The sequence below is a fragment of the Undibacterium sp. Di24W genome (genome assembly GCF_049340325.1).
Taxonomy (GTDB): domain Bacteria; phylum Pseudomonadota; class Gammaproteobacteria; order Burkholderiales; family Burkholderiaceae_D; genus Undibacterium.
The window spans coordinates 35,128-59,390 of record NZ_JBMPOP010000001.1; the positions used below are offsets into that span (position 1 = coordinate 35,128).

At 43.8% G+C, this 24,263-nt stretch carries 17 protein-coding genes; 10 read left to right on the plus strand and 7 right to left on the minus strand.

The genetic code is table 11. The annotated features are described in order from the left end of the window. Positions 1-142 precede the first annotated feature (142 nt). Positions 143-1,387 (minus strand): hypothetical protein, encoded by a 1,245-nt coding sequence (locus ACO0KZ_RS00140; protein WP_422991517.1) that lies wholly within the window; start codon positions 1,385-1,387, stop codon positions 143-145. Between the two features lie 397 nt (positions 1,388-1,784). Here ACO0KZ_RS00140 and ACO0KZ_RS00145 point away from each other — a divergent pair, with 397 nt between their 5' ends. The 5 genes from ACO0KZ_RS00145 to ACO0KZ_RS00165 are packed head-to-tail and all read left to right on the plus strand — an operon-like array spanning position 1,785 to position 9,348. Continuing rightward, positions 1,785-6,302: an AAA domain-containing protein gene (locus tag ACO0KZ_RS00145; RefSeq protein ID WP_422991519.1), complete on the plus strand. Its 4,518-nt coding sequence runs from the start codon at positions 1,785-1,787 to the stop codon at positions 6,300-6,302. After that, on the plus strand, positions 6,303-7,088 hold the full coding sequence (locus ACO0KZ_RS00150) for a hypothetical protein (protein ID WP_422991521.1): 786 nt from the start codon (positions 6,303-6,305) through the stop codon (positions 7,086-7,088). It abuts the gene before it with no gap. Continuing rightward, the gene (locus ACO0KZ_RS00155; protein ID WP_422991523.1) at positions 7,089-7,556 is read left to right on the plus strand and encodes a hypothetical protein; all 468 of its coding nucleotides are present in this window, start codon (positions 7,089-7,091) and stop codon (positions 7,554-7,556) included. It abuts the gene before it with no gap. A gap of 5 nt (positions 7,557-7,561) precedes the next feature. Then, the gene (locus ACO0KZ_RS00160; RefSeq protein WP_422991525.1) at positions 7,562-8,551 is read left to right on the plus strand and encodes a DNA topoisomerase; all 990 of its coding nucleotides are present in this window, start codon (positions 7,562-7,564) and stop codon (positions 8,549-8,551) included. After that, on the plus strand, positions 8,548-9,348 hold the full coding sequence (locus ACO0KZ_RS00165) for a hypothetical protein (protein WP_422991527.1): 801 nt from the start codon (positions 8,548-8,550) through the stop codon (positions 9,346-9,348). The genes ACO0KZ_RS00160 and ACO0KZ_RS00165 overlap by 4 nt, the downstream gene beginning before the upstream one ends. Positions 9,349-9,424: 76 nt before the next feature. On the opposite strand, the gene ACO0KZ_RS00170 is transcribed toward ACO0KZ_RS00165, so the two are convergent. From ACO0KZ_RS00170 to ACO0KZ_RS00180, 3 genes are all read right to left on the minus strand, one after another. Further along, a complete protein-coding gene (locus ACO0KZ_RS00170; RefSeq protein ID WP_422991529.1) occupies positions 9,425-10,909 on the minus strand; it encodes a UvrD-helicase domain-containing protein in 1,485 nt (494 codons plus the stop codon). A gap of 1 nt (position 10,910) precedes the next feature. Next, positions 10,911-12,614, minus strand: coding sequence for an ATP-dependent nuclease (locus ACO0KZ_RS00175; protein WP_422991531.1), 1,704 nt, complete (start codon positions 12,612-12,614; stop codon positions 10,911-10,913). A gap of 547 nt (positions 12,615-13,161) precedes the next feature. Next, entirely contained in the window at positions 13,162-14,751 is a 1,590-nt protein-coding gene (locus ACO0KZ_RS00180; protein WP_422991533.1) for a phage tail sheath family protein, read from the minus strand. Between the two features lie 473 nt (positions 14,752-15,224). Here ACO0KZ_RS00180 and ACO0KZ_RS00185 point away from each other — a divergent pair, with 473 nt between their 5' ends. Both ACO0KZ_RS00185 and ACO0KZ_RS00190 read left to right on the plus strand, forming a co-directional pair. Next, the gene (locus ACO0KZ_RS00185) at positions 15,225-16,868 is read left to right on the plus strand and encodes a tetratricopeptide repeat protein (protein ID WP_422991535.1); all 1,644 of its coding nucleotides are present in this window, start codon (positions 15,225-15,227) and stop codon (positions 16,866-16,868) included. Positions 16,869-16,879: 11 nt separating this feature from the next. After that, positions 16,880-17,566 (plus strand): sensor histidine kinase, encoded by a 687-nt coding sequence (locus ACO0KZ_RS00190; protein WP_422991537.1) that lies wholly within the window; start codon positions 16,880-16,882, stop codon positions 17,564-17,566. A 21-nt stretch (positions 17,567-17,587) separates the two neighbouring features. Here the strand turns inward: ACO0KZ_RS00190 and ACO0KZ_RS00195 are convergent, their stop codons facing one another. Together ACO0KZ_RS00195 and ACO0KZ_RS00200 are read right to left on the minus strand one after the other, a co-directional pair. Further along, entirely contained in the window at positions 17,588-18,073 is a 486-nt protein-coding gene (locus ACO0KZ_RS00195; RefSeq protein ID WP_422991539.1) for a GNAT family N-acetyltransferase, read from the minus strand. A 135-nt stretch (positions 18,074-18,208) separates the two neighbouring features. Next, positions 18,209-19,186, minus strand: a complete 978-nt coding sequence (locus ACO0KZ_RS00200) for an MBL fold metallo-hydrolase (protein ID WP_422991541.1) — start codon at positions 19,184-19,186, stop codon at positions 18,209-18,211. Between the two features lie 239 nt (positions 19,187-19,425). On the opposite strand from ACO0KZ_RS00200, the gene ACO0KZ_RS00205 reads away from it, so the two are divergent. Beyond that, positions 19,426-19,986, plus strand: coding sequence for a hypothetical protein (locus tag ACO0KZ_RS00205; protein ID WP_422991543.1), 561 nt, complete (start codon positions 19,426-19,428; stop codon positions 19,984-19,986). A 77-nt stretch (positions 19,987-20,063) separates the two neighbouring features. Here the strand turns inward: ACO0KZ_RS00205 and ACO0KZ_RS00210 are convergent, their stop codons facing one another. Continuing rightward, positions 20,064-21,437 carry a hypothetical protein gene (locus ACO0KZ_RS00210; protein WP_422991545.1) on the minus strand — a complete coding sequence of 458 codons (1,374 nt, stop codon included), beginning with the start codon at positions 21,435-21,437 and terminating at the stop codon, positions 20,064-20,066. Between the two features lie 538 nt (positions 21,438-21,975). Here ACO0KZ_RS00210 and ACO0KZ_RS00215 point away from each other — a divergent pair. Both ACO0KZ_RS00215 and ACO0KZ_RS00220 read left to right on the plus strand, forming a co-directional pair. Then, entirely contained in the window at positions 21,976-22,731 is a 756-nt protein-coding gene (locus ACO0KZ_RS00215) for a substrate-binding periplasmic protein (RefSeq protein ID WP_422991547.1), read from the plus strand. 268 nt (positions 22,732-22,999) lie between these two features. Continuing rightward, complete coding sequence (locus ACO0KZ_RS00220; protein WP_422991548.1) at positions 23,000-24,145, plus strand: NnrS family protein; 1,146 nt, start codon at positions 23,000-23,002, stop codon at positions 24,143-24,145. The last annotated feature ends 118 nt before the right edge of the window (positions 24,146-24,263 follow it).

Here is a 24,263-nt window from a genome sequence, read left to right on the forward strand (position 1 = left end):
AGATTTTGGATGCTCACATTAGACAAAGTTTGATGCCACGCTTGTGAGAAATTTTTGTGTGCCATTCACTAATCTAATGGCATCAAACAAATCCTGAAAACAAGATAGCCAATTCGAAATCTGCAGGCTGAACACAAGGCCATTATTTTGGTGGATTCCAATGCAAAATATCTTCAATAGATATATTCGAGCTGACCAGTTTCTTCATCTCTGCAATCTGATCGTTCAGCTTATTCATGCAATCTGGTGATAGACCTTTTTCGAGTTCAATTACATGTGCAAAAAACGCATTCCATCGGTTGTTTTCTTCGAATTTGTTGCGTAAATTAATTAACACCTCACGACTTTCATGGACACTTTTTGCGTATCTCTCTTGTTCTCGCTGTATCGCCATCAATCGATGCATTTCTTCGTATCTGACACGTTCGGCTTCGAATCTAGCTTTTCCAAGCGCAATGACCTTCGCGATGTCCTCGTAGTTCGATAGAAAATCAGTCGTAAGTGACTTAATTCTTTTCACGAATTCACCGCTTCGCTGTTCTTTCCAAACTTTTACCCAATGTTGATCGTAATGTGAAGCATAAAGCTGAACGCCAAAACAACCACACGGTATATCATGATTGCTAACCCAAGAATGTTGCCTTTTTGACTTAGGCGAAGAGATATAGTCAGCTTCCCTTACATATTTTCCATCGATATAAACCATTGGAATAGATTCGGTAAGTTCAAAAATTGTGATCCCTACTCTCAATTCATTAAAATAGAACACCGTATTTCTTGCTGGCGCCCAGAAGTTATCATTTAGAGGTCTTTTGTCTGGCACATCCCTCACGTCAAGAACTGGACGCATTGAATGAAAACCGACGGGCTCAAGCCCTACCCGCGCGCCCTTTTCCTCGAGAGAATTAAAAAGTAGGTTTGCAAGCTCAAAACATTTATCAAGACCTGATGTAGAGACTTGAATATCAGGTAAGAGGCGCTTGTTTGGTTTCAAAAACTCTTTTTGATAAGACAAACGCCCTATCAGATAAAGGTCTTTGACGTTAATCAATAACGAATGAGTGCTATCTTTTGCTTTCTTTGTTAGCGTTTTAGGAGTTTTTTCAATTTCGTTCGACGATTGATTTTCGGCCTCTGAAAATATTTCACCAGGTCCGCCTCCTGGATTCCAAGAAATTTCATCGCCTGGGCGCGGTGCAGGCAACATTGGTTTTGCCATCACTTTACCAGCTGAATATTTCGCCCAATAGCCACGGGCTGGAGTTGGAACTTTCAACCGTTCACAGACTCTGGCTAGATAACTTCCTGATACTTTGAAACGTCTCGCAATGGTTTGCGCGGGTTCCGACCAAACCAATGCAAATAAATCTTCTCTCGAGACCAGCATTCAAGCGCTCCAATGATAAAAATTTCGACTATCTACTTCGAGATTTGGATTTTCATCGATGAATAACAGTTTACTGATTTGAGTTCAGATGTGTTTACATTAGAAACTTAAAATTCAGAAAGTAACGTACTTCGTGACGCTAGACAAGTCTGCTATGCACCTGAACTCAATATTTAAACAATTTCAAAAAGTGTCGCTTAAGACCTTGCAATAATTTCTATTTTCATATCCCAGCCAAAGATTCCTTTGTTAACATTTTTTGGTTTCGCGTACAACGTTCTTTCAGCCTTTGAATTAACGTTAACGACCAAACGATCACTTGCTGTTATAGTAATTGAAATTTACTTTATATTATGAAAATTGCAGCTCAATTGAACTGCTTGTCTTCGGAAAACAAATGGCTAAAATTCCTCTTAAGTATGTCGAAAACAGAGAACATTTAAAAGCTTTAATGCCATATTGGAATAAAAGGAGTGGAATCGATGAACCCCGATTTGAAATTGATATTGCAGCAGTACCAAGAGACATATTGCTACTAGCTGGTCAATATCTTGACGAAGATGCTTGGATAAAGCTCAAGCGCATGGAGACGACAGAAAAGCCCCAAAATAGCGATACGATCCAGTGGCTTTCCTATTATGCTGACGTTCTACGATTCCAAGACTTGGATGACTTTGCGCAAGAGCCTAAGACAAGAAAACTATGGTTTGCACATGCAACTAACTTCCTTGATACGATTAAAAATGGACAATTGAACCTCAATTCTAAGCGGGAAAATGAAGAAAATTGGTTGAAGTTAGTTGACACTGCCGAGGATGCCGCAAATAAGAAAGACGCGCCACCTAAAGGATTCGCATCCGTTTTGCTTTTACTCGGAAACGAGTGGAAAAATAAAGAAGGGAAGCTCATTCAATTGGTGATATGCGGTCTACCCGCTCTACTGAATCTAAAAACGGGTGAGCTCGCACCAAGCAAAGAGTCTTTATTAATAAATCCAAAACACTTATCAAGTGAGGATCGAGACGCTAGAAAACCTCGTGTCGGTCCACTTGTATTTACGCATGACGATTTATCACAGAGTGCAAACCAAGCTACCAACGAACACCACGATACCGAGAATGAAACTCCCTCCATTACTTGGCCACAGCACTGGGACAATCTGAATAACACATTCAAGAATTTCCAGGATTCCAAACCATCGCTATCGATAACAGAATTTTCTTGGTCTGGCGGTTTTGGGAACTCTAAACCCAATTCTTTAATTTTTCTTGGCGTGGTGGCATATACCGCAATTCCTCCTGCCAATCGACGTCTCATTGCATTGACCGAAGACCTAAAGGATGTAGAACTGACTCCTCCTTTATTGGAACGAATCTTAGAAGCTGATGCTAAATTTGATCACTCAAAACCAAGCGTTAATTGGTTTTCCGATCATTTGAATCAAGCCCGTAGCCGACATATTGGACACATGGGCGAACAGTTTGGTCTTGATCAGACTCAGCGAATAGCCTTATGGCAAACAACCGTTGCTGAGCGTGGCGAGATAATTGCCGTGTCAGGCCCACCGGGCACGGGTAAAACGTCAATGCTTCAAGGCGTCATTGCTACTTTAGTTGTACAAAGCGCTCTCAACGAACGACCTTTAGTGACGATTGCGGCAAGCCAAACAAATCAGGCTACCACCAACATGATTAAAGCCTTTCGCGATATCGCCAAACCCTATATAGAAGGTGAAGCGGTACGTGTTGAACATCGCTGGCTGGACGGTTTTCCTTCATACGGATGGTATTTTCCTTCTGCATCCAAGCGAGGAGATAAGAACACGCCGTACCAAGAGCTGTATCGGGACAGGATGTATGCACCAACCCTCACCGGAGCTGGCAAAGCCGCTAGTGAAAATGGCACTCCGCGAATGGTTTCGATACTGACAAAAGAGGAAATGCAGTCGCATTTATCGACATTCAATCGCCGATTTAGAGCATATATTGAGACAAACAACATCAATACTAATCTGACGGCTACAAGCTATTTATCCAATCGCTTAGTCGAGCTTGTTGGTCCTGCAAGTATCCTTATTTCCGCTTTACGTAATGCAGACTCGCTTTATGAAATTCTATGCCATCACACGTGGCAAGAATTGACCGAAGCGAAAGCACAACATGACAAACTAACAGCCAGAAAGCTACCTCAAGACCGTAGCAGCAAAATCCGCACATTACAGTCTCAACAACAAGAAACCATCAAATTAATTGAGCGCATAAAGAAAACTATTATTGACGCGCATCGACCCAAGCCTGCCGGTTTTTGGAATAAAACGAAAGCTTTTCTGGAAGAGCTGCTTACCTCGAAAAGAAGGTTACAGGCTGAAAAGGATGAACGAGATTATCGGGCCTTGAAACGAGCTCTTTTGGATGCAAATCCATCGCTAATCCTACCGGATAATCTTTCCATGCTCCCTGTTTTTGCATCCGAGGCAGTTAATTATCTATGTGAGAAAGCAAATGAACAGAATAAATCTATTGCTCGCTGTGAAAGATGGCAAGTTTCGCGAGGAAAGTTAGAGTCAGAAATTCAAAAACGCATTGAGACGCTGTTACCAATAGTTAAACAACAAAGAGCTTTAAATCGCAATATTACTGCAATAGGGACTTTATTTCTCCATCATCGCGGCGCAGCGGCCAACATTGCTTTTCGAAATGGCATACAACGCCAAGATACTGTGGAAAGTGGCATCGAGGCTAGTATTTGCGGCTTAGGTAAAGAAATGCGGGAGTCTATTACTAATGCCGATCCGATGAATCACTCCACATTACTGAAGGTTCGGCACAACATTGAGTGCGTAATTGACCTTACCGTACGCTATGAAGCTTTTCACGTCGCGATGCGGTACTGGGAGGCTCAATGGATTAGAGAAGCTACGACACCCTTACCCGAAGACCCAAAGGAAGAAACAAGGATCGCTCTTGAACGAGCAGCGATGCTATCGCCAGTAATCGTTGCCACTACTCAAACAATGCCATCCATAGCACTGTATCTAGATCTTAATAGGATGCCACAGCATCATCTGGAGATTGCTGACTGGTTGCTAGTTGACGAATCCGGTCAAGTATCGCCCCAACTTGCTGTACCGCTAACGTGTCTTGCGCGCAAGGCCTTGGTTGTCGGAGACGTTAAACAGCTTGAACCGGTGGTTACATTAGATCGCAAAAGCAATATGGATCTACGGAGGCGTCACGACCTATCAACAAAAACAACGCAACACCAACGAGAAAACCTCGATGCGGAAGTGGGCAATTTTATGGCATGCGCCCAATATTCAGCCGCGCGTCATGAAGATAGAGACAACGAGCGCTATGGTGTCATGCTTAAGTATCACTACCGGTGTCGTAAAACGATCATCGAATTTTGTAATCGCCTCGTCTACGACGCGATCGACCCGTTGATACCGATGGTCAAAGATCACCCACATGTCGCTCGCTCACCTAAAGAAGCAAAAAATCATGAAGCCCTACTGCCACCAATGGGCTTCGTAGCGGTCGAAGGCAAGCAATTTGCTAGCGACGAAAGCCAGATGAATCAAGAAGAAATTTCTTCTATCGTCAGCTGGATTGTAGAAAATCGTGAAGCGATCAAAGATCGTTACGGCAGCGTTGAAAAAGTAGTCGCGGTCATTTCTCCTTACGGTGCTCAGGTCAGAAAGTTGAAAGAAGCACTGAGTTCTGTAGGATTCAGGGTGCGCGACAATGAATCGACAGGGTCGAACGACGACTTACTTGAGCAAGACAAAGTCGAAGAAATGATCGTCGGTACCGTGCACTCGTTGCAGGGGGCAGAAAAAGAGATCGTGCTGTTTTCCACTGTGAACGATCTAACAGGAAAAATCTTTATCAATCGCAAGGCATCAATGCTCAATGTCGCTGTCAGTCGCGCCAAGCATGCCTTTGTTGTGTTTGGACATCCTGGGGTCATTTTAAAACCAAATGGTCAGTTCAGCGGAATCTTAGCGCGCTACCTCATTGACTATGGTTATCGGCTCTATCCTCGAGATCTTTACGTTTTTGAGAGTCCATCCAAAACGAAGTTAGCGGAGCAGGCTTTCGGAAAAATCGCCAAAGGTATCGCGACCCGCGGACATCTCAGAGAGTTCGATTTTTTCGAGAATGGAGAACCTAAATGGATCAACAAAGACAATTGTGAATCCTTCATGTCGTCTATGCGTTCCCTAACGGAACTCGGGGCACGCCATTACGACAGCATTTATCTTGCCACCGATGATGATAGAGAAGGTGAAGGCATCGCATGGCACGTGATGGATCTAGCGAGTCAAGTCAAATTGGCGATTCCGAAAGAACGCTTTTTTAGACTGCGCTTTTACGCAATGACGCCAGAGTCTTTAATCGAGGGTAAGAAGTTTACCACGCGGGGTGTTGATCCTCTTCGGGTTAAAGCGGCTCTCGCGCGCACCATCGCAGATAAATTCATATCTATCGAAATCAAGGCAATCGCCAACGTTGGCGCAGGTCGTGTTTCGGCGAGTTTATTGGATGAAATTGACCGTATTGAATTGCAACGCGATGGTGCTCGTTTTACCGAAAATATCGAAATTCAACCTGAAGGCTGTCAATTTACTGTCAAGATGACGCGGCTAGCGCAAGATGATCCATTAGGCGCAACGGAATTCTATTCAGCGCCTCCAGAAAATCAGAAGCTATTATCCGCGGGTACCACGACTCAAATTATTCGAGTTGGACCACTTTTGAGATCTGAAGATCCGGCGCCCGCCACATCAACGGCCACGGTCTTACATCGTGCGATAAACGACTTATCCATTTCTCCTATTGAAGCAATGAATGCACTTCAAGAAATCTACATCGGTAGCACCGAAAGCGAGCAAACGCTTGAGGAGAATATCTAGATGAATGGGTTTTCGAGTTATCCGCGTACGTCCGGTCCCATCGATGGCGATTTTGTTCCTCCCGCAGCATATGCGAACGTGCCAGAGCCACTGCGAAGTAAATTGATCGGTCTTACTAAGCGACATCGACAGGCGTTTAACGACAATTTGCCAGGGCTGGAATTTCTTGTGGCAGCCTATGTAGATCCATCACGGTTTTCAAACCTGCACAGAGAAGACGATGAGGGTCGAATTTACCCTGAACCTGGCGCGATGCTCGGACCAATTCCCACATCAAAAGCTGATGTGTCGTCTGCCGTCGACAAGTCTGATCCTGCTATAAAGGAACCACTCAAAAAATTGAACACCTTTAGCGGCATAGTAGAAAAATCCACTCGACTTGGCGATGACGAGACAGTTTGGAGATTTCTTGGAGCAAACTATTCCCCTCAAGAGAAAATGGGGGCGACAATTGGCGCTTACTATTGCAACAATCCGGCTGGTGATTTTTGGGGTGTTGGCGAAATTCCCAAAACAGAAGCTGAATGGCGCAACACTTGTGCGATTCCAGGTATTTGGAATGGCGATGGAGGCTATCTTTCGTTTCGCGTAGGAGATTTGCCCGAACAAGTCAGAAACGTATTCCGTTCCGGTTTGATTGGAACGGTTGGACCACAACCTAGTATGGTTCAAGGCCACTACTTTGAAGGTGGTGGACGACAACTTTGTATCGATAATCAAAAACTCAATTCGTTCCGTGACTACTTTTTAAATGCCACAGTCCACCGTTCACCTTGGAACCTCTAAATGGAATTGATCGAACTCGCCAACAAAGCGCACGCCTTGATTAATAAGTTAGAAGACCTGCGAAAAATTCTCACTTCCATCTTGGACACTGATGCCAAAGTAGCGCTCGCGCGCGGTTATTCGCCAGTCTCCCTCGATATCGGACCACTAAAACAATGGATCTATGTCATTGACACCCACTTAGCGGCAAAGCCACTCGAATCCACTTCCACTTCCGGAAAATCTGACATCCAAACTTCTGCTGTCTATTTTTGCTATCTCATAGACCACATTCAATCTGACACGCGATTCGTTGGTGAGATGCAATTGTCTTGGAGCAGGCTATGGGTTCAGAAAGCTGAGCCGTTATGGCAAACATGTGTGGATGAGACACAGCTTTTAATTACAAGCGCACCACGGCCAAATCGTGAGCGATTTATGGTTCAGGCATTAACTGCCTACCATAATCAGCGAACAACAAAGGACTAACTAATATGCAAGCCCATCCAATGATTTTGCCCCATGAGGCAAGGGACTCGGCAAATCTTTCCCAATTGTCTGACAACGCTCGCAAAGTTTATCCAGTACTTTACGACATGGTCGATGGCTATGCGTGTCCACCACCAGTGTGGAAAGTTACCCGTTACATTGTCAATATTGATGGTGCGATCTATGGTAACGAAGAAGCGACATTACTTCAGCCTGGCTGGCGATCGGTAACTTTACTTAAGAAAGTCCCTCAGAACAAAACTTACTTGCCGCCAGCTGAGAAGATCCCCGAAAGTTCGGCTCAAATCGTTTCTTATACTTTCTCTACTGTTTCTCTCGCCAAAATGACGATAGGTGACTTTATTCTGCACATGGAAAAACATGGGCTTGGTCGTCCTTCAACCTATGCCAATCATGCGCAAAAGTTGATCAACGAGGATTTGATCGTTAGCGCAAACAATGTCACTTTGTCCGACAAAGGCCGGTCAATGTTAAACGCACTGAGGAACACGGCTGCTGCTCGTTTCAATGCCGACTTTACACGCTCCTTTCTTGCAGATCTCGATAGCATCGACAATGGAAAATTATCTATTCAGGAATGTTTTTCCCGTTGGCTTAACCCTAGCCATGCATCCCAAGCATCGAATTGGTTGCAGCGACAGCACATCGAAGGTGACTACGCTACAGTTTCCTACGAAGCGCGTGATGATTCGGAGCGTTCGAGCGTACCTTGGACGCCTGGCACTTTACCGCGTGAAATCGACCCAGAAATGAACCTCCCTGCAGATTCGACTTATCGCGAATATCGTAAATGGCTTAACAACGAAGCCGCTAGCCGCACAAAAAACTGGATCGCCCTTACTCAAGAAGAAAGAATATCCATGAGGATCGTGGTCGACGCTGAGAAATTAGACTTGACTGAAAAAGCGTGGCGCAACAAGTATGCATTTGATCTTCTGCGTCGCTGGATGGTTGGATGGAGTATTGGTCAATGAAATCCGAAGGGAAAATCTACGTCCAAGTGTGTAAGCTTTGCGGCGAAACTAAGCCGTTAGTCAAGTCTCACATCATCCCTGAAGCATTTTGGCGCGAAGTTCGGAACAAAAACGAAATCCCACTTTTGATCAGCAGTGGACAAAACCAAATTCCCAAAAAGGCCCCTATTGGCGTCTATGACAATACTATCCTTTGTGCTGCATGTGAGGTAAGTTTCGGCAAGTTAGACGACTATGGCATAAAGGTTTTACTAAGAAAAAGCGACGAATTGTTTCAGCCGATTAGAAATGAAGATGGCTCCGTAGTGTATGTTGCAAAGGAAATTGATCAACAAGTATTGCTCAAATTTTTCGTTTCAGTCATTTTGCGTGCGTCCATTTCAGTCCAACCGTTCTACAAACGGATCAACATTGAAAGTAGTCACAAAGAGATTGCAAAAAAATTGCTGAGGTCTGACGATGAAATGGATTTAAAACCGTTTGGGGTCGTCTTGTCCAGATGGCAAAGTGAGGACAAAAACATCAATCTCTCAAAAAACTTGATGGACCCATTTCAAGAGAATTTGCAAGGAGTGAATACCTATCGCGTCTATTTTGGAAAATTCACCGCACACATAAAAGTTGACGATAGGGATTTCCCCTATCCATTAAACGAATGTGCACTTGGTTCAAATTCGTTAGTCGTTGTAGCCGCACGCAACTTTTCTGAAAGCAGAGAATTTGAAGTCATGCGGGATACGGTGAGAAAATCAAACCTAAATGTTAAAACCTTGAGGCGCCATTTTTCAGTTCGATAAGATCTCCCCTCTTATGACAGGTGCTCCACATTGCTGGGCTTTGGTATGGCTAGGTCATGGTTCGCATACCATTTCTCTATTTTGTGGGTTTAGAAACCTTAGCCTGCCATATCTCGATATCTGAAAATATAATTAACTTTTTACAGGACCTAGTAAGGGCTACATAGAGATTTTTAGGGCATTCGAATTTGTGTAAGTCAAAAATTGCGACAGTATCAAACTCCAATCCCTTTGTAAGCAGAGTAGTTCCAATACATTTACCCTTTATGCTTCTGCCATTTTGGCGTAAGCGATTTCGCTGTTCTCTCATTGCAACCTCCACACTTTTCGAATCAAAAATAGCGCTCTCCATTGCGGAAACAACACTTCTATAGAGCTCCGGTCTAGCGGTCTTAAATTTAAATTTTTTATTAAAAAGCTCCAAAATAGATTTGCAGTTAAAGATTGATGGGGAAGAAATGAAATCTTCTAAATGTTCTTTTATCTCTATTGATAAAATTTGATCGCTCTTTGTTCTTTTCGCTTTCAACGCGTCATCGTTAAACCAAGCGTTCACATCCCCTTTCCTAAAATATTTGTAAAGTAGATCCTTTTTTATCTTGTTATATTTATTTTTTGCGCGACCAATGCTTTCATATAGTTCATCAATTTTCTTCGAATTTTTATAAAATGATTCGTCGTCAATTGCTTCTAGCAGCTGCACTTGATTTTGAAAGTCAAAACGATTCTTCAGTTTTGATCTATCCGTTACCCCCCCTCTCAACACTCCATTTTCAAAATGAGATGGAACGATAAATAATAAACTTTCATAAACTGATTTTCTAAGTAATCTATCCAAACACTTTCGAAGAAGGCTATCCTCATCCCTGATATCTTCAAGTTTTGCGCTCACAAAATGAAAATCACAACTCTCAAACTCTTTAAAGTCGATTGCTTCTTGTCTTTCTAATTTTCCCCTTATGATTTCAAGAGAGTTTGCTAAACCTTGCTTACCTACGTTATTCCAACGATATGGTGTATTGAGTTTAAATTTCTCAAACTCAACTAAATCAGTTTTAAAATCGACCAACTTTTCCTTACCGTTAAAATCAAAAATACCCTGTAAAGGATCGCCTAAAATATGTATTGGAAAAAGTGATCCAATTTCCATTAAAAGTAAATGCTGCGAATAAGTACAGTCCTGATACTCATCTACAAAAATACCTGAATATGTAGTCGACAACACCTTTTTAACAATAGGTGTTGACACGATAGCTCGGGCTTGTTCAATAATAAATGGATGATATTGTTTAGTCTCCTGGGCAGGAATATCACCTAAGAAATACGCATTTACATACTTCTGAGCAAAACTACTTATTGTCTCAACCGCGTATTTTTCAGCGGGAATTTTATGCTCCTTGATTTTATTTCGAATCGAAGTTATACCCGCATGTGTATGTGTCAGAATCAACTGCTTTCCGCTTGTGTATTTCATACATTCAGCAATTGTGAATGTTTTTCCATAACCGGCGGGTGCGATTAACAGCGATCGTGATGCGTTGACAAATGACTGGTAGTCCATCTTAACCTACCCAATTAGTTAATGCCGTCAATGTCTTTCCTAACTTTGTATCCGACATATCATCCAAATATTTAAACAGAAACTCACCCAGTTTTTCACCTTGATGAATACTTTTAAACCATTCTTTACTCGGAACAACGCTGCAAGATGCTAACGCCTCGCGTACGTTTCGATCATCAATCGACTCCCAATCTGACGACAATGAAGAATACTTGCTACTTAATGAATCATTGAAAGCGGAATCCGTTTTGTAGTGTTTCTCCTTGACATATTTGACTAATTCAATAACTCCACTCCACGGCAAATCTTGAAAAACCTGCTGCTCAATCGAATTTCCCTTCTTAGGAGCAACGTTCACATCACAATCAAATACTTCTATGTTTTTGCTTCTCCAATTAACTTTAGATTGATTTACCTCTGGCAAATCTGAATCACATAGGACTGCGACTTCAAATCCTGCCTCATGTATTGTATCTGCTCGCTCCACAAAACTACTGCCTGTACCATCAATGTATGCACAATCATTAAAAGCAAGCGATTTCCTATTCTTACTTACACGATACTTATCCATTGCCCGACAAATTCCAACCTCAGTTCCACCTTCACATACGATAATTTTCTTTGCAAAAAAAGCTTCCGAGCATGCGCGCACTACTTTTTGCAGTTCTTCTTTTGAATATTGAATTGGACTCAGGCTTACCAAACCATTCTCATTCCTCACAAATCGAAGGTTCTTGGAAGGCAGTTCGGTTATAACTTCTCGAGAATGGGTCGTAATAAACAACTGTCCCGAATAATCAGTCAAAAGTGATCTAGTTAATTGCTTTACCCTGTCCGGTTCCAATCCTTGCTCAATCTCATCTATAAGCATAACGCCACCATCAGATGCGATAGAGGATTGAATAGCAATTGATGCTAAACGCTTTGACCCTTTCCCTTTCATTCGCAATGGAATGTTGTCTTCATGAAGGCAAACGCGGCTATCTTTTATGTATAAATCTCTCAAATCTATCGTCGTATTAATTTCGCTCAAATCTAGGCCAAGCTGTGCTGCTTTTGTCTCAATGGTTTCCATAGCTGCATGGAGGTTTTTAAATCCCAATTTATCTATTTCACCTTTCACGCCACGCATTGCATCAACAATATGGTCTGTCTTGCCTACGATTTTTTCGCCTTGACTCAACAGCGAAAAAAGTGGGTTGCCGCGATCCCAGGAAAAATGTCGATCAATGTAGTCTGAAATCATAAGACACTTCAACTTGGCACGATCAACACTTCTTATTGCAATCCCATCATCAACATCGCGAGTTATCACAGTCCAACTTGGTTCTAAAGACCGATCTATCGATAACCTAACCGACAAAACTGGAATATCGCCATCTTTAATATCGTCCGAAATATCACATGAACTAGAACTAAGAGATCTAAGATGCAAACCAAATTTTCCTTCTGTAAGCAATTCAGTTGGTAATTCTGACAGAGTGACGGTGATTTCAATAGATTGGGAAATATCACAATTAAAAAAATCCGTGTCAAAAAAATTTGCACTCCACGAAGAAGAAAGTACCAAATTTATGGCATCAAGTAACGTACTTTTACCGCTATCACCACGAGCTACGAAGCAAATAAAGTTTCCATCAAATCTCTCGTTAAAATATTTAATGCCTCGAAAGTTCTTTATCTCTAAACCGATTATTTTTGCCATATCTGCTTCTCATATTCTATTTTGAAAAATTTAAATATTTCACGATCACATAACTTCGAATCCTCGACCAACAGATGCTTTGAACCTTCAATTCACGCAGACCAAAATCCGCCCCCCAATCCAATTTAGCAAAACTTAATGCTCGTAGCTTCAAACAAAATTATGCAAAGTTTGGCCGAGATGCCAATTAGAAGGATGAAAAAAAGCATTACACATTACACTAGACGAGGAAGCACTAATAGTACTTGCGAAGATTCCAATCGGAATAAGAATAGGAACAAAATATCTTTTTATCAAACAACGAGATGACAAATATAAAATGTTAAAAAAGCAATTTACGTAATCGAACCAACCTCAGAAATACAAATGTTGGTACTTTTGTTGGTACCTAATATTTCATTTTGGAAATTACCATTGAAAATAATAGCATTTATTGGCACTTTCGATTCCGGCTCTCGCACCAAAAGTATTCAAGCCTCTTGAGAAATCAAGAGGCTTTTTGCTTTGTGGCGTAATCATTCAATTTCATTACGCCCGAACTCTTGCGCTATTGGCTTGTTGCCATCTGCTGCTGAAAGGTGATGACGATAAATTCCGAAGGACGCACCACTGCGACCTTTATAGTGACGTTCATAAAGCCATTGAGTATGTCATCTGCAGTCATAGTCGTACCCAAACCACAACTAACATTAAAAGCATCTGCCGGACTCGCGCCCTGCAAGCCGCCCTGTTTCCATACTGAAGTCAAGAAGCTACTAATCATGCTTTTCACAGCCTCCCAAGTATTATTGTCGTTCGGTTCAAAAATATAGGCGCGTGCTGCTTCTTTACATGATTGCTCCAAGTACGTCATCGTGCGACGCACCTGAATATAACGCCAATCATCGCTATTTCCATCGAGTGTACGGGCACCCCAAACTAAAATACCTAGCCCATTAAAAAACCGTATCGCATTAACGGATTTACCCGTTACTGCATCCACATTTAAATTTCCTTGCTGTGCATCGCTTAAACGAATCGGCAATGACACCGCACCAACGATGCTGGTATTGGCTGGCGCATTCCACACACCATTTTGACTATCGTTCAAGGTATACACACCCGCCATCGCCCCACTCGCTGGTAAAGTGTTCGCATAGGCCAAGACTTCATTCATGAGCTGCTGATAGCTTCGACTAGCAAGCAACAACGCCGCTTGCAACTGACTATTCGTCATAGGATTCGCTGGCGGATTTTGTATCGCATTCAAAATAGCTGCCGCAGCGGGATTAGGATTCGATGTTGGATTCAACAGCGCGGCCAATTGCGCGACATCGCCACCACATAAATTCGTAAAATCGATCTCAGCACTTTGCATGGTCGTGGTGCCGATGAATGGGTAATAGCAAACCCCATAATTCAAACCCTGACTGCCAGTCCCATTACGGAAATTCTCTATGTCATTGGTGTACAAAACGGGATCAGGCGTATCGCCACCGATCACATCAAAAATACACACTGCTGTTTGCATTTCTGAAGCCTGCAGTAAAGCCGTTTGCATCAAGGTAGCGTTCTCCGCTAAGGACAACAAAGTCGCCTCGGGGAACACATACATCGTCGGTTCCTGCTCGTTTTTCAAGGTCGCCAAGCCAGTCGTCAAATCAGATAGCAAGACATTCGCATTCAAAGGCCGCACCGTGGGATCAATCAAGGAAGTCTTACTCGGCGCACCATATGTGCCGACCGAAACAATGTAGGCACGCCCACCGCCATTTTGAAAAAACAAACGCAGGCTGTTGACCATGTAATAAAGCGTATTCGGATCAGGCAAGATCGCATAATCCACGCCTCCAACATTTACATAATGCCCAACACTCGATAACGACGAATGCGGCGCTTGCGCCACCAGATAATACTCAGGCTGATACTGCTTCGCCGGATCGGCTGGCGGCGCAGGATCATCCAACAAATAGATCGCCGCAAACTCAGCATAAGAAGAAATCACCTGCGGCGTATTGAGGTAGGACTTGCCTTGATATTCCGCTTTGGGCGTGTAGCCGATGAAGGCTGGGATGGCGGTGGCGACTGGGGTGATGGAATTGGGGAAGGCGTTAAGTTCGTCGATATAGACGCCTGGGGTTTTGTATTGTTGGGTCATGGTTTTTTGCCTATAGAACAGTGAACGTGCACAGTGTGGCCGAGATGCCAGTCGGAGGTGTAGATGAAGCGCATGAGTAGGGACCAGTCGAATAGCGAGGATAAAAGAGAGCGATAATCTTACTTGGAAAGCAGTTCAAACTGTAAACAAAAGTAACAATTTATTTGCAAGTTTAATGGACAATTGGATACGACTTACACCCGATCCTGAATGAATGATGTTTCATTCTCAATCTTGGTGAAAAAACCATTACGAGTAAATTGAAGCATTAGTAAATTTCCACATGGAAATATATTACGACTTACTATTGTCTTTTTTCGCATAACGACTATAGTCGTGCTTGTGGCGTTTTACGCCGCTTCCTCGATCCATGAATTCCCCTTAGTCGCATCGGGCCTGTTCCAGCACAAACCAGTAACACCCTGTTTTCATAAGTAGTTTTACGTTGATTTCTATAGGATCTACGAGACATTATGGCGCTACCAGGATTACAAAACACTCCCGCAATCACTTTCTCGAACAAGAAAATTCTTGTGCTCGACGATATGCCGGATATGCGCACGACGATGCGTAACCAGATGCAGGCACTAGGTATTACCAATATCAATTTGGCGTCGAATGTGCGGGAGGCGCTCAACTACATTCAACAGAGAACCTATGACGTTATCTTATGCGACTACTATTTAGGTGGCGCTACTGATGGTCAGCAGTTTCTCGAATATCTACGTAGTACCAATGCGATAAGTCGCGCCACCTTGTTTATCATGATTACGGCCGAGACGGGATTTAATAGTGTCATCACTGCTGCGGAGTGTTTACCTGATGACTATCTGTTAAAACCATTTACTGGCGAGACGATGAAGATTCGTCTAGAACGTTTATTAGAACGCAAAGCACGTCTAGCTACCGTCGATAAATTGCAAGATCGTGGCGATTGGATAGGCATGATCAAAGCTTGCGACGACATCATCGCAAGCAAAGATAAATACTTAATCGATGCCATGCGGATCAAAGGTAACTCACTCATGAGTTTGAGTCAATTTGATGCGGCCATTGTGTTTTATCAAAACGCTTTAAAGATGCGCGAAATGCCTTGGGCAAAACTAGGTCTTGCAAAGGCGCTCAAATCCAAAGGTCAAGGCGAACAAGCTGGGCAAATTTTGGAAACCGTTATACAAGAAAATCCAAGATTATTAGCAGCCTACGATTTATTAGGACGCATACATACGGAAGCGGGGGAAACCGAAAAGGCTTTGCAAATTTTGGATAACGCCTGCAACATCGCTCCACACTCATTGACGAGACAACGATCGATAGCACAATTAGCCGAAGATACTGGTGACTATTCTCGTGTGGATAAAGCCTTGTCGGTGGTAGTAAAGCAGACCAAAAATTCACCACTGCGCGACGCCAACGATTACGCAAAACTTACCAATGCATTGACGGAAACAGGAGACCTTGAGCGTGCGATCAGTACCATCAAAGAAGCCAAAGATAATTTCACCGAAACACATGAATTAAAATTAGTCGCCGCAGTGGAAGCCGTCACACAGCAAAAAGCAGGCAATCTCGATCTAGCACAAAAAGCCTTGGAGATCGCCATGCAAGCCGGTGAAGCGGTCTCGGAAAATACCAGCTTGGCCATCGCCAAAGCCTGTATGGTGCACAATAAAACTGACGAAGCGATGGAGATATTAAAAAACATCGTACAAAACAATCCCGATTCACCAAAGTTGCAAGAGAGCATAGGCGTTATTTTTAAAGATCACGGTGGTATCGAGGCGGCGAAAAAATTAATCGAGAGCTCAGTCAAAGAGGTTATTAATCTGAATAACGATGCAGTACAAAAGGCCAAAGCCGGCCAATATGCTGAGGCGTCAAAAATGCTGACCGATGCGGCGCTACGTTTGCCGAATAATTTACAGATTGCATCCAACGCGGCACTGTCGATCTTGATGGATATTTTAATGAATGGCTACGACGCAACGAAGTCTATGCTGGCACAACAATTTCAAGATACGGTAACGACGAAGAATAACCAGCATCCTAAACTGCTGGAAATCAACGCACTGCTAGCCAAAGTGCAGAGCAAATACCCCTTTAAATATAAAGAATAAGAGAACGCTCGATGGCACACCACAGTGACAATCAGGACTTCACCGACATTGCGGCTCTGACGATACACGATGTCAAAAACAATCTCGCACAACTTGCTTCCGAAGCTGAATCACGCGGTGATATAAAAAGCATGCAGGTGGCAATGGAGGCGTCCGGAACCTTAAGTGGCTTACTCTGCTTTTACAAATCAGAGACGCATAATCTGCATGTGCAAATTGAACTGCAAGATCCTGCTGAGCTGCTTGTCGACCTGATCGCGGCAATTGCGACCAATCACCCGGCAAAATCTAGCATCTCCATCATCCAAGAAACCAGCCAAGCGCCGGGTATATGGTTTTATGATAGAACCTTAATTCAAATGGTATTAGCGAATGCTTTACAAAACGCCTTACGCTATGCACGACATCAAATCACGATTACGGTGGCGGACTATTCAGGTCAACTGATGTTTCAGATTCAGGACGATGGAGATGGTTATCCTCAAGCCGTACTCGAAAATCTGGATAGCCATAGTCCGGTCACACGGCACGGTACGGGTTTAGGCTTACGTCTGGCGCAACGTGTGATGGCTCTACACCAAAATCAAGGCAAATCGGGCTCAATTCGCTTATCGAACAGAATGAGCAATACCAATAACTGGGATATTACAAACAGCGCAAAGAATAATGGCGCGTGCTTCCAGCTTTTTCTTCCTTAAGCTGCACCACATATACGACTATCAGAATTTCAAAAGCATCCAGACCGGACAGGCATTATGTCCTGTATTTCCCATAGGGCTGCAAACGTAATTAAAACCCATCCTTTTGTATAGGCCCTGAGCCGCCAGCATATTTGGCATGGTCTCGAGATAACACTGGCTATAGCCCAATTCTTGTGCCGCCTCGATACAGGTTTGTATCAAAGCCTTCCCTATACCTTGACCACGCAGCTTTGCGACAAGGTACATCTTTTGAAGCTCACATACCGAAGTATCTTCACCGGGTAGGCTACCAATACCCCCGCCGGCAACAATTTCGCCGCCCTGCTCAACCACAAAATAAGCACCGCGGTCATTTTGATAGTGTTGGTACAAATGATCGAGTGACGGATCTGCATAAGCGGAACCGACTTTCGGCACATCCATTTCTATCAATACAGAGCGAATCAACGCGGCGATATGCGGATTATCAGTGTCCTGAATTGGACGAATTGTGAATAACGACATTTAATTAGCTATGGATAAGAATTGCAGTTTAAGTGAATTCAATTTGTGCTGGTCTTACGTCCCGACGCGCAATTGAAAAGGAAATGCAGCACTTCCTTCTCAATTCGCTATCAAACATAAATCAATTATGCATAATCAATTCACAGGCACATAATTAATCGGCATCCATGCATAGCCTTTACCTTCAGTGCGAATATAACCGAGACCAGGAAACGATAGATGCGTTGCACCGACCATATACCCTTGCTTTGCTGCTTCAGCATAGGCTTTTTGGCGTTGCGCCATCGCAGCTTTACTATCACTGTCAAAACCGATAGTAACTGTAGGGTTTTCGAATTGGACTGCCGCGACGTGCATCAAGTCGCCCCACAACATTAATTTTTGACCTTTGCTTTCGACCTGATACACGCTATGGCCTGGTGTATGTCCGCGTGCCGCCACCGCTTTCACACCAGGAACTAGTTCTGTGTCGCCATCAAATGGTTTAAATTTGCCAGCCTTGACATAAGGATTGAGCGAAGCCATCGCGCCTTGAAAACTACCTTTTGCATCGGCGGGGGCTTTATCCAAATTTGCCTGGCTCAACCAGAAATCAGCGTCATGTTTGTCCGCACGAACTACCGCATTTGGGAACAACATTTGATCCCCCTTCATCAAGCCACCTACATGGTCACCATGCATGTGCGTGATATAAACTTCATCAACTTGTTCAGGTGTATAGCCTGCAGCTTTTAAGCTATTCGCAAGACGGCCAAGCGTGGGACCGAATAAACCAGCAGCACCCGTATCGATCAACACTAACTTAGTTCCGGTGTTGATGAGGTAGCCGTTAACTGAGGTCTGTACCGGCGTACTCAAATGGTATTTTTTAAGAGATTTGATCGTTTTTTCTGGGGTGGTATTGGTTAACAGCTTATCAATGGGGAGTGCAACCGTACCATCTGACAAGGCAGTAACTTCAAAATCACCTAACATCACACGATAATAGCCTGGGGCAGCAGCCTTAACCATAGGTGCATCTGCATGGGCTGGCGCAACACTTAATGTAGCAATGGCGGCAGATAATAATGTGAGTGCCAAAGTACCGGCACCTAAGCTGAAACGGGATTTCATCACTTTAGATCTCCTAATTTAAATCTTGCATACGCAAAATAGCGTGGCGTCATTATGACTAAATTTGAATGATCTTGCTGTGACTGACAGTTTTAAACATAACAAAATTAAAACTGCTTAAAATATAAGCATATTGCCATTTCATTTTGTGTCAATTTGTCGGATCATGTAACTCATAAATCAAGCGACATCGCTAGGTGCTGCACATGTAGATATCAATCCCGCAAGGAGCAAGTATTATGGCTATCACACCACTGAGTAGCAGCAATTTTCAAACGATTAAAGACTTGAGTACTACTTACGCCAACAATTCAGGGGCGACTAAGGCTAACTCCGCTGATGAGCTCGACAATACTAACAGTACTAGCAATAACAACAGCGAGTTGAACGCAGCCTTACGCCAAGTGTTAAGCCAGATCAATTCCTCTAAAGACATCAGCGCTTTTTTCTCTTCAGAAAAGGGGCAGCAAGCTGGGGCAGATTTCACGTCTAGTTTGCTTTCCAATCTCCCCGGCTTAGATGCGACGAATGGCAATGGAAACAAAGTGTCAGGAATCGAGCTAGATCAATCCAGTAGCTCATTCAAGCTACAAAACAGCATACAAAAACTGATTACCCAGCTCGACAATAATAAAGGTGAAGATTCTGGCTTAGGTAATTTACAAGAATCGTTTAATGCGCTTGTGAAGAAAAGTGGGGGAGATCCCAGTGCAGAAAATCTACAATCGTTTTTGAAACTAGTTGCCGTCAATATTCAAGGTAGTACTTCCATTGGTAGTTTGTTCAGTACGTCAGCTTGATGAGCTTTTAGCTACCCATCAAGCTATTGAACAAGCTGCCCTGTCTCGGCCTTAGCGCGGCGATTAAAGTATAGAAATCAATTCCCAAAAAGACTCTTCAACAAATCGGTCGCTTTCGGCTTCTTTTCTTCTTTCTGTGATTTAGACTGGCCGCCCATATCACCCATGCCGCCGAGTATCGAGCCATATACTGACTTCACCCTTACTTTGGTTTGCCAATCAGGCTCCCAGGCAATTTTCGGATCTTCAGGACGTGGAGGATAGGCAAAATACGCATCTGAACCGTAGGCAATCATACGCAACATACCCGCACCATTCTCACCAAATATGCCTTTAGGTACTGCACATTGCGTCGCACTGGCAGGCAAAATCACCTGCTCCTTAATCCACTTATCAATGTCTTGATTCGACTGGTAGTCCATCAAACCAAATCCAAAATCGGGCAATTCACTCGAAGTCCAGACTATCATTTCGCCGCTATCGCCACCAGTAGATTGGCCGCCCATTACCGACAAAAAATAGCCACGTGCGTGTGCGATGCTCTTCCACTGCAAGGCAACCGCGCCCTCTTTTTTGGTTTGTTGCAATTCGATAGCAGGCATCAGATCTTGCGGTGCACCTAAATTCACTTTAAAACTTTCTGGGATACCATTTCCGACAAATTGATGCTGGCCGACTAATGAAGCAGTATCGGGTACTTTGCGGTCGTCAATTTTATTCGGCCAGGCGGGATTACCGGGTTGCCAGCGTGCGCCTTTTGTTGTCTTACCACGCATTACAAAGAACTTCGCGTAGTCGTCCATCGACGCTGTAGCGACATCGAGCGTTCGTGGCTGTCCCGGGCGTATGGTTTCGCCACAGCCCCAATATACCGAAATTTTCCCTTTAGGCTTTTCGTAAGTCGGCTCTAGAGGCGTTTCATCTACAATCACGGGTGTCGTTTTCTCTGGGACTGGTGCATTCAATTGTAAGCTTTCACCCAGATTCATCACACTCGGAATCATTTGTTTTGCATCACCTAAACTCGGATTTTTTGTGGTGTAGACCGATACATCGACATATTTACCACTGGAAAATCCCATAGTGTGAGTGTTACCAAATGCGTTGCCGCGATCACTAACGCCACCGACTGCACCTTTGGCCATGCCCGTTAAAGCGCCAAAAAAACCACCGCCTGACTGCGCGCCATGAGCAGCACCCGCCATCAAATTACCGCCCGGCATGTCACTGGCGTTGGTAGCTGCATCGATAAAAGCCAATGCGATTGGCGGCTTCACCACCTGCACGATATCTTTTACTGGTGCGGCAGCCTTTGCCGCTGGTGCTGCTTTAGTCTTGGTTTGTGCCTGCGCGCTCAAAGGAAAGTTGAGTAAGCCAGTTGCACTGAGTACTATGCATGAAGCTACACTAAGTTTGGAAGTAGATGGCTGCAAAAATCTAATTTTATTCATCTTGGGTTCCTCAAATACAGGCGAGTCAACAATCGGAGAATCGAGTAAAAAGTAGTAAACCAAGTCAATCATAGCTCAAAAAATAGGCATTTTAGTTAAGTGACTTCCAATTAAATCCAATTCCTATCTAGGTAGATCTCATTTCATTGACTTAAGACAAAGCAGTGCTTCTAAGCGCACAGGCATCTTGCGTTTAAAAACTCTCGATCTCGTAGAACCTACCGGTAACTATATGCCATCCAAAGCGGCAATCACCGACCATGTCGTGCAAGTCATCACGATTTGATTCATCGACTACGACTACTTACTGTCTTCATTCCCCCACATTACAGTAACTGCAAAATACTTACGAAACATAAAACAACAATACAAGGTTGGCGCATTTCACGCTGTGCATATCTCGACCTCGCTTGAATCACGTTCTGAAAAAGATGTTTGGGAACGCCTGGTTTGGGTGAAACGTCTTGTTGAAAGACCTAGCTGTGTGAAACTGTGATAAATTTCCTTTGGTACGAAAAATAAATCAAGGCAATTTCCCATGCGCCGGTTCCTTTTTAGCAGCCTACTTCTATTGCTATTCGCAAGCGCTTGTCAAGCTTCGGAGCCTATCCGAGCATGCGGTGGCGACAGTAATTGGCCACCGATGTCGTATATCTCTAAAGAGACAAAATCCATACAGGGCCTTTCCGTAGAGGTATTGAAAGCAATTTTCCTAACCCCTGCTCCTGAGTTTAAATTACGTCCTTGGGCTCGTTGCATGGCTGAAGTCGAATCCATGCAGGGAAGCGACTTAATTATGTCCAGTTTTAAAACACCAGACCGCGAGCAAAAATTTTATTTTTCACGGTCTTACTTTAACTTAACCCCTGCATACTTTTTCTCTCGTCAACGCTTCGCTCAAGCACCGATAACCACACTCAAAGATCTCAGCCAGTATAAAGTCTGCAGCCTGCATGGAGCTGCTACATCCTATGTTGGAAATGCTGCGTCAAAAATCGAAAGCGGCGCAACCAACTATATAAGCTTAATTCGAAAAATAGATCGCGGACATTGTGAGATTGTTGTTGATATGAAAGAAGTCTTCCTTGGCTTGTCGAAAATTGGCGTGGCACCTTTCGATGCGCAACACTATCAGATAGTAACGCTCCCTGAAACACAACAGCTCCCATTACATTTCGCCATTAGCAAACAAAATCCTCAAGCAAAGCAAATTTTAGAGACGCTTAACAAAGGCATCACTGCGCTTGAGAAAAACGGTAAATTAAAACAATTAGTCAATCTCAATTTTATGTAACAGTTGGTCATTTTTTACAGGCATTCCCATCGACCTCACCCCGAGCGGTTGGTCTGGTCAGTTTAAGCTGACAATGAATACTCGAATGCTAATCGAAACTTGATATGTATCTAGTTTTTCTACATCCAGATCATTCAGTCGCTAGCACACCATCACTCCAGGACTAGACTTTCAACCTACATCTTGTTCTTCATCAAAATTCGACGGCGCATTTAAGATTATGCTGATCGTCATTCTATTTGCACCATCCTTGTCTTAAGAGACTGTCATGAAACGTCTAGCCCTCGCCCCTCACCGCTTGTATTTTTTTCTTGGTGCCATTGCTGTTTTGATCTTATTCTCATGGTGGTGGCTGCAAGTGCAAAGCGGTCGCAACCTGGCAGTACCTCTGCATGCCTTATTGATGCCTTTAGGTGTGTTCCCTTTGTTTATTTTGGGCTTCACTTTTACCGCTGGGCCAAAATGGTTGGCAGCGGATGAACCTCCGCATAACTTCCTGCTGCATGGTGGCACCTACTTTGGTGGTTTGATCTTGGTCTTGGTCGCCTCGACTTTGGAATTACCACCATTACGTATGTCGGGATTTGCTCTGATGTTGGGAGCATGGTGCGCGGTGACGTTCCGGTGGGCGCGCTTGGTCATACATAGCAAGGTCAAAGATAAGCGACATCCTCAAGCTTTGTTACTGGCCATGACGGGTGGTGTATTGGCGATATTCTCTGCGTTTTTATGGAGCGCGGGCCTCAACCTTGCTTGGATTGCAGCACGTCAACTCGCCTTTTTCGCCTTTCTCTTGCCAGTATTTTTGACGGTGTGCCATCGTATGCTGCCGTTCTTTAGCAGTAACGTGATCAAGCCATATGCGATGTGGCGGCCTTACTGGTTGTTGGGGTCTTGGATCGCAGCGTGCTGGGGACTTGCGATTGCGGGCATTGTTGGTGCGCATGTTGTAGAAGCCTTGATAGCAACACTACTCAGCTTTAGTTTTGCCAATACGTCATGGCGCTGGGGTTTGTTCCGTAGCTTGCAGAATCGCTTATTGGCGATGTTGCATTTATCATTTGCCTGGCTTGCCATCGTTTTCGCGCTACAGGCTGCGAGTGCTTTTGGCGCAGAAATAGGCTCTGCAATGGTGCATGCTTTAGCCTTAGGCTTTATGGGAACGATGTTGGTTGGCTTCGTCAGTCGGGTCAGTTTTGGTCATAGCGGACGCCCTCTACAAGTCAGCAATTTACTGTGGACCATTTACCTCGCCTTGCATGCTGCGGCGTTGTTGCGTGTCGCTGCCAGTATGACTGCCATTCCACAAATGATGAGCTTGTCGGCTAGCGTTTGGCTGCTGCTGTTATTGACGTGGGTGGGATTGATATTGCCGATTTATCTAAACGCACGTGCTGACGGACAAGCGGGCTAGATGCTGCACCTAAGTGCTCGGCAAAGTCATTATTATAGTGACTTAATTTAAACCCAGAATTTCCATTAGGATTTGAAACGATGGTGGATGCACTTTTCGAGGCAGTTTTTACGTGAAT

Coding starts and splice junctions, on each gene's coding strand:
- ACO0KZ_RS00140 (WP_422991517.1), bottom strand. CDS start 1,387: ATGCTGGTCTCGAGAGAAGATTTATTTGCATTGGTTTGGTCGGAACCC.
- ACO0KZ_RS00145 (WP_422991519.1), top strand. CDS start 1,785: ATGGCTAAAATTCCTCTTAAGTATGTCGAAAACAGAGAACATTTAAAA.
- ACO0KZ_RS00150 (WP_422991521.1), top strand. CDS start 6,303: ATGAATGGGTTTTCGAGTTATCCGCGTACGTCCGGTCCCATCGATGGC.
- ACO0KZ_RS00155 (WP_422991523.1), top strand. CDS start 7,089: ATGGAATTGATCGAACTCGCCAACAAAGCGCACGCCTTGATTAATAAG.
- ACO0KZ_RS00160 (WP_422991525.1), top strand. CDS start 7,562: ATGCAAGCCCATCCAATGATTTTGCCCCATGAGGCAAGGGACTCGGCA.
- ACO0KZ_RS00165 (WP_422991527.1), top strand. CDS start 8,548: ATGAAATCCGAAGGGAAAATCTACGTCCAAGTGTGTAAGCTTTGCGGC.
- ACO0KZ_RS00170 (WP_422991529.1), bottom strand. CDS start 10,909: ATGGACTACCAGTCATTTGTCAACGCATCACGATCGCTGTTAATCGCA.
- ACO0KZ_RS00175 (WP_422991531.1), bottom strand. CDS start 12,614: ATGGCAAAAATAATCGGTTTAGAGATAAAGAACTTTCGAGGCATTAAA.
- ACO0KZ_RS00180 (WP_422991533.1), bottom strand. CDS start 14,751: ATGACCCAACAATACAAAACCCCAGGCGTCTATATCGACGAACTTAAC.
- ACO0KZ_RS00185 (WP_422991535.1), top strand. CDS start 15,225: ATGGCGCTACCAGGATTACAAAACACTCCCGCAATCACTTTCTCGAAC.
- ACO0KZ_RS00190 (WP_422991537.1), top strand. CDS start 16,880: ATGGCACACCACAGTGACAATCAGGACTTCACCGACATTGCGGCTCTG.
- ACO0KZ_RS00195 (WP_422991539.1), bottom strand. CDS start 18,073: ATGTCGTTATTCACAATTCGTCCAATTCAGGACACTGATAATCCGCAT.
- ACO0KZ_RS00200 (WP_422991541.1), bottom strand. CDS start 19,186: ATGAAATCCCGTTTCAGCTTAGGTGCCGGTACTTTGGCACTCACATTA.
- ACO0KZ_RS00205 (WP_422991543.1), top strand. CDS start 19,426: ATGGCTATCACACCACTGAGTAGCAGCAATTTTCAAACGATTAAAGAC.
- ACO0KZ_RS00210 (WP_422991545.1), bottom strand. CDS start 21,437: ATGAATAAAATTAGATTTTTGCAGCCATCTACTTCCAAACTTAGTGTA.
- ACO0KZ_RS00215 (WP_422991547.1), top strand. CDS start 21,976: ATGCGCCGGTTCCTTTTTAGCAGCCTACTTCTATTGCTATTCGCAAGC.
- ACO0KZ_RS00220 (WP_422991548.1), top strand. CDS start 23,000: ATGAAACGTCTAGCCCTCGCCCCTCACCGCTTGTATTTTTTTCTTGGT.